Here is a 3572-nt window from a genome sequence, read left to right as displayed (position 1 = left end):
TGTTGGCTGCCGTGGCGACATAAAACACTGCGCCAGCGAATGCACCAAACACCACGCCAAAATCAGTACTTGTCGCCAGGCCGTACATACTTGCACCAAGCAGCCCTCCGGCCGCAACGGCAGTACCGGAAACAGGATCGGACATTTAGCCCCCTCTTTTATTGCTGTAAATCCTCTCTGGACGAGGGGAATAAAAAAAGCCCACATCAGGTGGGCTTATGTTGTTGCTGGTTACAAAAGTGGCAGAATATAATAAATATAATGCTCATTTGCTCATTAAAAAGCAAGCACGTTATCAACTTTTTTTGCTACTTTCTTCACATTATCGCGACAGATGAATGCATTTTGCAGCGGTTGGTACAGGCAGTACAGTGAAGCATTCAGTACACCCTTCACCTCGCGTCTGACGGTCGAAATGCTTGGCCGCTTATACTGGTTTCCGGCGCGTGTCCTCATCATGCGCGGTGAGCATATGGCATGCTGCCATGTGGCTATGCTTATCTCACTGGAATTGCAGACGTAGTAAGCAAACAATACACGCCATGCATTTTCATCGATGTTCTTAAGGTAATGACGAATCACTCCGTCGATCAGCATGCCATCGTCATCACTGCATACCGGTCTTGATGATTCCTGAGGTTGAACGGTAGCCATGAACTTAGCAATCATGTTGATCATGGACTTGTCGATCTTCCCCGTTTGTGTCCACGCACCCCACAACTGGAGCCATTGGTCAATCCACTGATACTGATCTTTGGTTAATTCCAGTTTCATGCTGATGCCCCTGTTTTCTGATATATGCGAACGGTATTCTGTAAAATTCGATAGTCGACAAGCACGGAGCCAGGGCGACGGTAAATGCGAAGGCTGCGCCAGCGGAGACGGAGTGATTCGATAAGTTCTGGTTTCATGCTGCCTCCCGCTGTTTCAGTTCTTTAAGCTTTGCGCGGTAATGTGCTGCCAGTGCGTCGAGTTCTTCGCGTGTCCATTTCTTTGCTTCGTGCGGGCCCATCAGGCGGTCGTAAGCTGCCTGTCCAATATTGGCGATCAGCCGTGGGCGGTATTCACCGATATTCCCTGACAGATAGGAGTTACAGGCCTCGCACTGGATATGACAGTTGGTTTCGTCGTAGCGGGTTTCTGGCGATGCGCCGACAGTACGGAAGTGACCGGCGTTCATCTTCGCGCCGGAGTTGCGCCCGCAACTGATACACGGTTGCCCTGAATCACGCTGGCGAATGAACGCGTTAAACGCTGTCTGAGCGCGTTTGTGATACTGGCTAAGTGGTTGCAATGCTTTCTTGCGAATCTTCAGCTCACGGCGTTCCTGCTGTGCTTCCTGTTTACGCTTTCGCTCTGATTCGGCTTTCTTCCTGGCAAGAATGCGCTGACTGTACTCGTAACCATGCTCAGGACAGCACCACCAGACGTTATCGTAGGTGGCAATGAATTTTGTTTTGCATATTTTGCAACTGCGGCGGGTTGGTTTACGCATGATTCCTCCGCGCCGCGAGACGCAGCCATTTCTGATCCACCAGGCGGGCGGTGTAGTCTTTCAGTGTCGGGATGTCGGAAGGCTTAACCGCTGGCTTACGCTTGCGGCGTGCCGGAACGCGAAAGATTTCGTTGGTGATGACGCGGGAAAGTGGGTTACTCATTTGCTTCACCCTCAAATCGCCAGTTATAGCCTTTATGGTAAGATGATTGACCTGTGCAGCACCTGCTAATGCAGCCACTGTCGAACCCATCACGAACCGCATCCATAGCGGCTGCGTAGCGAACCTCTTTTCCAGTAACACGGCATGTAGCGATTACCGCTTTACTTGCGTTGTGATCCTCGCCGAACCTTCCGAGCTGATTTGGGATAACACCAAGATCGCTATAGGCATGACGAAGATTGCTTGACGGAGTTGTCCATTCAAGATTTTCAGCGCGGTTATCTTTTTTGTTGCCGTTTTTATGGTTAACAACTAATCCGTCGGCGTAACCGTCGCAAAATGCCATGGCGACAAGCCTGTGTGCTGCATACTTTTTGCCGCAAATCTTTATCTGAAGGTAACCAGTGGTATGCACGTCAAACGGCTTCAAATCCTTACCTTCTAAAACCTTCTTGTAGCCACTCATCACGCTAACGGTGCGTGTTAAGGATCGAAATCGACCATGATTACTGACTTCATAATCGCTTGATATGGATGTTTCTTTCCAAATCTCTTCTTCAAACATGGTCGTGTCCTTTTGAGTGATATTCTGAGTTGGCAGGGATCCGCAATTTGATACCGCGCTCAGCGCACCAGACTTCAATGCGGCGCAGGTAGAAGGTCATCTCTTCGGTGTCGAGTAACTTGGTGGACTTCACCATCTTGGTTTCACCAAGAACGGTTACAGGCTTGGCGGGACAGAACATATCCTTCAGAAACTCATGAAGGTCTTCCTCGGTTAACTTGCTTTCGGAGTGGTGGTTGACGGCAGATGCAACGTCGCTATTCCACATCCAGAGAAGAGAATTTTGGGAGAGGCTACGTTTGTCCTTCCAGGGCTTGATGATGAGGCGATAGCAGTCGCCAGATTCCAGCATTGGCTGTATCTGCTGCCCGATGGCGTAAAAGTTGGATTTGTGCAGACGGATGCCGTCTTTGTTCATGCTCATACGGCCTCCTTAACGGAAACCGCAGAATGCAGGAAATCGCAGGTGCATTTCTGCATCTGTGACTGGTGGGAATGCGTTCTGATTGTCGTTTGCACTTTGAGTCCCCTCAAAGCGCAGAAGTCGCAACCGGGTGTTCAGGCCGACTGCGACTTAATTATAACATCAAATTTGAAAAGTGATTATCAATGATCAGTTTTACGCTCTGCTGCTGTCTTAGCCATCATTCCTCCTGCTTCGGTGCTGCTGGCAGTGGCATCCAGTGGGTGACATACTCTACCAACAGATTATCGCAATAGAAATTCCAGTACCTGTCATACGCACCAGACCAAACTTCTCCATACTCATTGAATGCCAGGATGGCCTTAAACTGCTCCGGCATCCGCTCACTGCAAGCCACCCAACCATCCGGAATCACCGGAGAGTTGCCAGACACAATGTCGGCGCGAACATATAGCGTGTCGTCCTGATGCTGATTGTCGCTGCACCATGTTAACTCGCTGAACTCGCCGTTCTCCGGCCATACTCCAGCGGTTTGAAGCCAGATATGCTCTGGCGCTTCCTTGCATGGCGTATTAGCTGGCAACTTGTAAGCCGTCGTTACAGATTCGGCACTCTGAAGCATGGCGGCGCGTTTCTCCAATAACTCCTCAGCCCTACGCATCATTGCTCTGTGTTTATACGGCGCATCTTCATCAACATCCATTTCATACCGCCGCATGGCGCCAACCATTTCCTGCAATGATTTATTCCACTCATCAGGCACAGATACCGGCGCTGGCGGTGCGGCGTATAGTGGTACGCCTTTACCTCCGCCTGAAAACTCGTTGTGGCCGTTGTACTCAACAGCCTCGCCGTCAATCCACATATACGCCACAGGCTCCGCTTCGAGCGATGCCAGCGCGATACGCGCCAGATCAACCATGTA

General features: G+C 50.4%; 8 protein-coding genes. All 8 read right to left on the bottom strand.

What is annotated here, in order from left to right:
* Positions 1–145 (bottom strand): putative holin (locus GTGU_RS24195; RefSeq protein ID WP_038153458.1); only part of this gene is annotated, 145 nt, incomplete at its 3' end.
* Between the two features lie 131 nt (positions 146–276).
* The gene (locus GTGU_RS01435) at positions 277–774 is read right to left on the bottom strand and encodes an antiterminator Q family protein (RefSeq protein ID WP_038153647.1); all 498 of its coding nucleotides are present in this window, start codon (positions 772–774) and stop codon (positions 277–279) included.
* A complete protein-coding gene (locus GTGU_RS25585; RefSeq protein WP_038153646.1) occupies positions 771–911 on the bottom strand; it encodes a YlcG family protein in 141 nt (46 codons plus the stop codon). The genes GTGU_RS01435 and GTGU_RS25585 overlap by 4 nt, the downstream gene beginning before the upstream one ends.
* Positions 908–1495 carry a recombination protein NinG gene (locus tag GTGU_RS01425; protein ID WP_051857273.1) on the bottom strand — a complete coding sequence of 196 codons (588 nt, stop codon included), beginning with the start codon at positions 1493–1495 and terminating at the stop codon, positions 908–910. The genes GTGU_RS25585 and GTGU_RS01425 overlap by 4 nt, the downstream gene beginning before the upstream one ends.
* Positions 1488–1658 (bottom strand): NinE family protein, encoded by a 171-nt coding sequence (locus tag GTGU_RS24190; protein ID WP_038153644.1) that lies wholly within the window; start codon positions 1656–1658, stop codon positions 1488–1490. The genes GTGU_RS01425 and GTGU_RS24190 overlap by 8 nt, the downstream gene beginning before the upstream one ends.
* Positions 1651–2223 carry an NUMOD4 motif-containing HNH endonuclease gene (locus tag GTGU_RS01415; protein WP_051857272.1) on the bottom strand — a complete coding sequence of 191 codons (573 nt, stop codon included), beginning with the start codon at positions 2221–2223 and terminating at the stop codon, positions 1651–1653. Before GTGU_RS01415 ends, GTGU_RS24190 begins: the two co-directional genes overlap by 8 nt.
* Complete coding sequence (locus GTGU_RS01410) at positions 2216–2647, bottom strand: NinB/YbcN family protein (protein ID WP_038153641.1); 432 nt, start codon at positions 2645–2647, stop codon at positions 2216–2218. Before GTGU_RS01410 ends, GTGU_RS01415 begins: the two co-directional genes overlap by 8 nt.
* A 220-nt stretch (positions 2648–2867) precedes the next feature.
* Positions 2868–3569: a DUF551 domain-containing protein gene (locus GTGU_RS01405; RefSeq protein WP_084222730.1), complete on the bottom strand. Its 702-nt coding sequence runs from the start codon at positions 3567–3569 to the stop codon at positions 2868–2870.
* Between the last annotated feature and the right edge of the window lie 3 nt (positions 3570–3572).

The sequence above is a fragment of the Trabulsiella guamensis ATCC 49490 genome (assembly GCF_000734965.1).
GTDB lineage: Bacteria > Pseudomonadota > Gammaproteobacteria > Enterobacterales > Enterobacteriaceae > Trabulsiella > Trabulsiella guamensis.
The sequence above is the reverse complement of the archived record's forward strand: the minus strand, read 5'-3'. Positions and strand labels throughout refer to the sequence as shown.

What these genes read in the sequence shown, in the direction of transcription:
- GTGU_RS01435 (WP_038153647.1), bottom strand. Translation starts at nt 774, where the DNA reads ATGAAACTGGAATTAACCAAAGATCAGTATCAGTGGATTGACCAATGG.
- GTGU_RS01405 (WP_084222730.1), bottom strand. Translation starts at nt 3,569, where the DNA reads ATGGTTGATCTGGCGCGTATCGCGCTGGCATCGCTCGAAGCGGAGCCT.
- GTGU_RS01410 (WP_038153641.1), bottom strand. Translation starts at nt 2,647, where the DNA reads ATGAGCATGAACAAAGACGGCATCCGTCTGCACAAATCCAACTTTTAC.
- GTGU_RS24190 (WP_038153644.1), bottom strand. Translation starts at nt 1,658, where the DNA reads ATGAGTAACCCACTTTCCCGCGTCATCACCAACGAAATCTTTCGCGTT.
- GTGU_RS25585 (WP_038153646.1), bottom strand. Translation starts at nt 911, where the DNA reads ATGAAACCAGAACTTATCGAATCACTCCGTCTCCGCTGGCGCAGCCTT.
- GTGU_RS01415 (WP_051857272.1), bottom strand. Translation starts at nt 2,223, where the DNA reads ATGTTTGAAGAAGAGATTTGGAAAGAAACATCCATATCAAGCGATTAT.
- GTGU_RS01425 (WP_051857273.1), bottom strand. Translation starts at nt 1,495, where the DNA reads ATGCGTAAACCAACCCGCCGCAGTTGCAAAATATGCAAAACAAAATTC.